This window comes from Vibrio sp. 2134-1 (genome assembly GCF_033339495.1).
Genome location: NZ_JAWOUS010000054.1, coordinates 1 through 5,052 on the forward strand (window position 1 = coordinate 1; position 5,052 = coordinate 5,052).

At 40.2% G+C, this 5,052-nt stretch carries 10 protein-coding genes; 9 read left to right on the plus strand and 1 reads right to left on the minus strand.

Going from position 1 to position 5,052, the window contains the following annotated elements; all coding sequences use genetic code 11:
• Window positions 1-46: 46 nt before the first annotated feature.
• Window positions 47-376 (plus strand): DDE-type integrase/transposase/recombinase, encoded by a 330-nt coding sequence (locus R7R78_RS23585; RefSeq protein WP_225474319.1) that lies wholly within the window; start codon window positions 47-49, stop codon window positions 374-376.
• A gap of 40 nt (window positions 377-416) precedes the next feature.
• Window positions 417-623: an IS3 family transposase gene (locus tag R7R78_RS23590; protein ID WP_225474320.1), complete on the plus strand. Its 207-nt coding sequence runs from the start codon at window positions 417-419 to the stop codon at window positions 621-623.
• Between the two features lie 578 nt (window positions 624-1,201).
• Here R7R78_RS23590 and R7R78_RS23595 read toward each other — a convergent pair.
• Entirely contained in the window at window positions 1,202-1,357 is a 156-nt protein-coding gene (locus R7R78_RS23595; protein ID WP_225474322.1) for a hypothetical protein, read from the minus strand.
• 260 nt (window positions 1,358-1,617) lie between these two features.
• On the opposite strand from R7R78_RS23595, the gene R7R78_RS23600 reads away from it, so the two are divergent.
• The 7 genes from R7R78_RS23600 to R7R78_RS23630 all read left to right on the plus strand — a co-directional run bounded on the left by R7R78_RS23600 (window position 1,618) and on the right by R7R78_RS23630 (window position 4,853).
• Window positions 1,618-1,962: a hypothetical protein gene (locus R7R78_RS23600; protein WP_225474323.1), complete on the plus strand. Its 345-nt coding sequence runs from the start codon at window positions 1,618-1,620 to the stop codon at window positions 1,960-1,962.
• Between the two features lie 88 nt (window positions 1,963-2,050).
• Entirely contained in the window at window positions 2,051-2,503 is a 453-nt protein-coding gene (locus R7R78_RS23605; RefSeq protein ID WP_225474324.1) for a hypothetical protein, read from the plus strand.
• 69 nt (window positions 2,504-2,572) lie between these two features.
• Complete coding sequence (locus R7R78_RS23610) at window positions 2,573-3,061, plus strand: MazG-related protein (protein ID WP_318070194.1); 489 nt, start codon at window positions 2,573-2,575, stop codon at window positions 3,059-3,061.
• A gap of 128 nt (window positions 3,062-3,189) precedes the next feature.
• On the plus strand, window positions 3,190-3,591 hold the full coding sequence (locus tag R7R78_RS23615) for a hypothetical protein (protein WP_225474325.1): 402 nt from the start codon (window positions 3,190-3,192) through the stop codon (window positions 3,589-3,591).
• A 165-nt stretch (window positions 3,592-3,756) separates the two neighbouring features.
• Complete coding sequence (locus tag R7R78_RS23620) at window positions 3,757-3,903, plus strand: hypothetical protein (protein ID WP_225474326.1); 147 nt, start codon at window positions 3,757-3,759, stop codon at window positions 3,901-3,903.
• A gap of 389 nt (window positions 3,904-4,292) precedes the next feature.
• Complete coding sequence (locus R7R78_RS23625; RefSeq protein ID WP_225474327.1) at window positions 4,293-4,592, plus strand: hypothetical protein; 300 nt, start codon at window positions 4,293-4,295, stop codon at window positions 4,590-4,592.
• Window positions 4,593-4,643: 51 nt separating this feature from the next.
• On the plus strand, window positions 4,644-4,853 hold the full coding sequence (locus R7R78_RS23630) for a hypothetical protein (protein WP_225474328.1): 210 nt from the start codon (window positions 4,644-4,646) through the stop codon (window positions 4,851-4,853).
• Window positions 4,854-5,052 lie beyond the last annotated feature (199 nt).

A 5,052-nucleotide genomic window follows, 5' to 3' on the forward strand; every position in this document is an offset into this window, starting at 1 on the left:
CAGCGTTGGGGCATGTCAGCCCAGTTGAGTACGAAAGTATGTAGTTATGTACTGTCTACTTTTTGTGGGGTACACCAGCAAGGATGTGGCTGCCATGACGAATGTTGCTGACAATTTACTGCGAAGAGACTTTGAGTCTGAAACGCCAAATCAGAAATGGGTTACGGACATTACGTATATCTGGGTGAAGAGCCGTTGGCTCTTCTTGGCGACAGTGATGGACCTGCATTCAAGGCGCATCGAGGGTTGGTCGCTAGGGACAACGATGACCGTCGAGCTCATCACTAATGCGTTAAAAATGGCGTTTGAGTCACGTAAGCCGCCTAAGGGCGTCATTATCCATTCAGATCGTGGTATGCAATGCGGGGGCATATAAATATCAAGACTTCTTGCGCAAGCATGGAGGTGTACCGATCATGAGTCGACAGGGTAACTGTTGGGATAATGCGATGATGGAGTCGTTCTACAGCCGACTGAAAGTCGAACTGATATACGCAGAAAACTACCAAACTCTCGAAGAAGCCCGAATGGGCATCTTCGAATACATCGAGGTATTTTACAATCGCAAGAGAAGACACTCAGCGTTGGGGCATGTCAGCCCGGTTGAGTACGAAAGTATGTAGTTATGTACTATCTACTTTTTGTGGGGTACACCAACGCCTAGATAATTTAGCCCACACAGTCGTGGGCTTGTTTCTATTTATCGTTCGAGACTAGGTGGAGAGGGAAGATCAAAAGGCTTACAAGTAGAGCATAAAGCATTGGTAATAGAGCTACGCTGAGCCCCATGAAAGCACCTTCTACATCAAGATGACCATTTGAAAACGTAAGTATCACGCCTAGAACAAGTCCCAAAAAACCAGCTAAAATAGATGTTAAAATGACGCATTTGAAACAGTTTTTTTGTTTCTTAGTCAATAAGAATACCAGAGTACATGGAACCAAAACCAAAGACAGACTTGTAAAATCAAAATAGCTAATTAAATCTTGGCCATAGAACAGTGCTCGTAATACAACAAGTGATGTTATTGCTATGTAGAGGCTTAAAAATGCACGTTTCATTATCGTTACCACCAATATCCATACATTATGCTATTTGGAACTCTAGGCAATGATAACATTGATTCACGATCTTCCATGTAACGTCTTTTAAAATTATTACGCTTAGCTCCTACAGGAGTAAGGTTGGTTATTGCCTCTGCTAGCTTTTTAGTTGAGGGTCTGACATAGGAGTGCCTCGTTCAAGTGCTTCATGGAGCTCCGGAACAAGTAGTTTGTACCACTCATTTGCTTTTTGTTTGCCTGAGATTTGCCCGTAAATTTGCTCTACAGCACTAGATATAAATGACGCTGACATATATGGTTCCTTTATTGGTTAGTTTTTTTACATTATACTGTCAGTGCATTACTAAGTAATTGTTCATATTGATTATTTTTGTAGTCATAATGACTTTTATTTCTAAGCCCGGCGTATAACAAACAATTCAAGAGTGATTCAGCACGCTTGGCATTTTTGGTTTGAGTTAAGTTTAGTGTTTACGGTGGTCAAATTAAGTTTCGTGGTCGCGTACTTCACACCTTAATTGGGCGTTATGAATAATTTGGTTAGGTGGAACATTGGATAATATTGTAGTCTCAATCTTACTTGCTGCTCTAGGGTGGATGGCAATCCCGACGTTTGTCTTTTTTGCCTTGTTTTTTGTGGTTTGGTTGGTTTTGAAGTCGCAAAATAATGAGTTAATTAAAGGGCGCTATGTGATTTTGAAAGAGGTTGATTGTGTTCGAGGGCTGTGGTTTAGCATGTCTAGTTTCATGGAAGAGAAAGCATTTCTCCAACTACAAAATGGTTGGTTAAAAAGTCTTTTAAAGTTTATATACCCTCTGTACTTTCTTTGGGATCTAACCTTTTTACTTGCGACGGTAGCATTCTTACTAATGGCTGGCTGGTTATGTTTTTCGTGAAAAATTATACATAACAAAGCGTTTAAGACGGATTCCCAAATCATGGCATTTTCGCTTTGAATCGGCTTTAGAAGTTTTAGGAATAAATATGGGACGCAGGAGAGATCTAGGTAGTACCGCAAGCGGTATTATTGGCTCGTTTAGGAGTCGAAACAATGATGTCGATGGTTATTGGGGTATCGGTAAGCTCTACCTGTTCGTAGACCACCTTCAAAGAAAGTGTGTTTCAATAGACCTTTGCTCCCAACAGATTGCTCCATATGACCCGCACTTTGACCTCATAACTGAACGCTATTCAAAGATGTTTAAAGGGTTGATTGTAAAACGTTCAATTCCGTTTGAATGGGTTAGCTCAGCATACGTTTACGTTGAATTTGAAGTAGATTATGAGGTCCGTCATCATAATTGGCGGAGTGCATTGGGAAATCCGAGCAATCTAGTTTGTGTAGTCGTAGATGATTATGGCAAGAGTCATGTCGCTTGTGTGTATACAAACTGTTTCCCACATGATGCGAAAAGGGAAAGTCGGAGCACTAGGTGAGTAAACTTCTAACAAATTGTTTAAGAGTGATTCGTAACGCGTGGCATTTTTACTATGCGGTGGCTTAGGGTGATTAAGGCGCTGTGCGGTAGCTTTTGTATTGCGTGCCTCACACAGATCTTGGATGAAGAGGCTGTGGAGTATCAAATAGTAGGTGGATTAGCGGCAACTATTCATGGTGGAAGTCGGGAAATAGCAGATATAGATCTTTATATTCGAAACTCAGACGCAGACAAAGTACTATCGCATGTAGCAAAACACATATCCAAACCGTTAACTCATTATGCTGAATATGGTTGGGATCTAGAGTATTTCCAATTGATCTACCAAAATCAAAAAATTGAAATCGGTTTGTCTGAACATACTAAGATACAATCACATCAAGATGGCTCTTGGCACCAGCTTGAAATCTACTTTTCAGAATCAGTTATTAAAAATTATCAAGGTATCGAGTTGCCAGTTATCCCAGTTTATCGTTTAGTCGAGTACAAGCGAATATTGGGCAGGGAAGTAGACCAAATTGACATACAAGAGCTAATGTTGAGTGGAGCGCCATAACAAACAATTTAAGAGTGATTCAGCACGCGTGGCATTTTTGGTCTGCGTTAATTTTAGTGATTAAGGAGGTATGCGGTAGCATCGGTATTGCGTGCTTCACACCTTAATTGCGCGGTAGGAGTTTGAACATGAAATTGATTTTTAGTTTCGCCTTAACATTTCTTGCATTCAGCTCTAACGGAGCAGAGCAAGTGACTACAAAAGACTTGTACGAGAAATTCAATATGAGAACTGTCTATAGTTCTTATGGTCAGAATTTAAAGTGGTATTGTGAAAGTTATCCTAGAGAGTTTTTTTCTACAGAAGAGGCTTTGTTTGTTTCTGATAGTCACCTTGAGTTAGTTTCAGGTGACAACGTCTGGGTTTTCACTATTTCAGAGCCAAATATAGTTTCTATTGGAAATCAGATAACATCGGGTACATATAACAGCGTCTCGACGTATGAGCTTTACTTTGACCCTCGGACTCAGGACTGGAGGGCAAATGAAACATATATAGACATACCGAAAGATTGTGAACGCTATGAATAAAACTCCTAACAAATTGTTCAAGAGTGATTCGGAACGCGTGGCATTCTTACTATGCGTTGGCTTTAGTTATTAGGGTGGTATGCGGAGGAATCAGTATTGCGTGCCTCACACCTTAACAAGGCGTTATGCATTTTCTTCAATGTGTCTCTCAGAGAGGTGTTTAGAGTGGCGCAAGGTATAATTTCAGATAATTGGTCTCTTCAAGATATATCTAGCTTGTTTGTGGATGGTATGGAGAACGCATCTGCGGATGAAATTACTATAGCAAATGGTAAACATAGCTATAAAGCTGTTAGTTATCCATCAATTTAAACGGAAGCTTTGTTCGATTTTTTAACTGACCTAGTTTTGAGAGATGAGATCTTGGTTGAGGCTAAATTTGAACATGCATGGGTGAGGACAAGCAGCCCGATATTAGCAGCCAAAAACTTAGGTGTAGTTCGGAGTTTTCCTTTTTTAGAAGAGCCTCATAAATTAGTTGAACCACGAAATCGAATAATTGAACATATGAGCTCAACGGAGTCTTTGATGTTAGCTCGTAAAGAAAATGTATTGAGCTGGCAAGAAACCAAAAGGCCTCAGCATCCACTTTTATCAGCAACCATGTGAGGTGGAGCTGGAATATGTGCTCGAAGCTTTGTTTATGAAAAAAGTTATACTCCGCATCCTCTACGCAAGAGGTTCTTGTTAATTCAGGTTTTATGTTACCTGCGGGTGATGCTTTACATCAACTTACCTCGTTTTTAAACGATGAACAGATGAAGGTATCAAAAAAGACGTATGGAACAGATTCACTGTATTCATTATTTGTTAATATGCCGGCTATTCCTATTCGAGTTATTCAGGAATCTTCCTCGCCTAGTCAGCTTATTGAGATTGCGCTCCCGATGAGACAAGATTTTGCAAAATTGAGAGAGTGGTTAAAGTTATTTCAAAATGCGTTATCTGAAGGCAATCTGAAGGCGGTTGCTAACTATCGAAAACAATTAGATTCTGTTTAGGAGTATGTTAATTCAAAAATAGGGCTAGGTTCTGCTACCAAACCAGTAACTATGGAAGCGGGTGTGGGAGTTTTTAAAATGGTTACACAATCTAATCCAGTAAATACTCTTAAAAATCAATTCGGCGTCAGAGCCACATTGAATAGTTTGATTTTTGGCTCTAACGGCAAGCAAGAAATCAAGAAGTTTATTAGTATGTTTGAGCAAAGAGGAACTGCTGTTGGTTACGATATAGAACAGCACTTCACAAAAAATGCATAACAAACTGCCTAAGAGGGATTCGCAACGCGTGGCGTTTTTACCATGCGCTGATTTTAGTGACTAAGGTGGTGTGCGGCGGCATCGGTATTGCGTTGCTCACCACTTAAGCGGGCGTTATGCAACCGAGTACCCCACGTTTAGTAGACACTTTACTAAGTTAGCTCTAGGGTCTAATTGAGAGGTGATTTATGGCTAAACA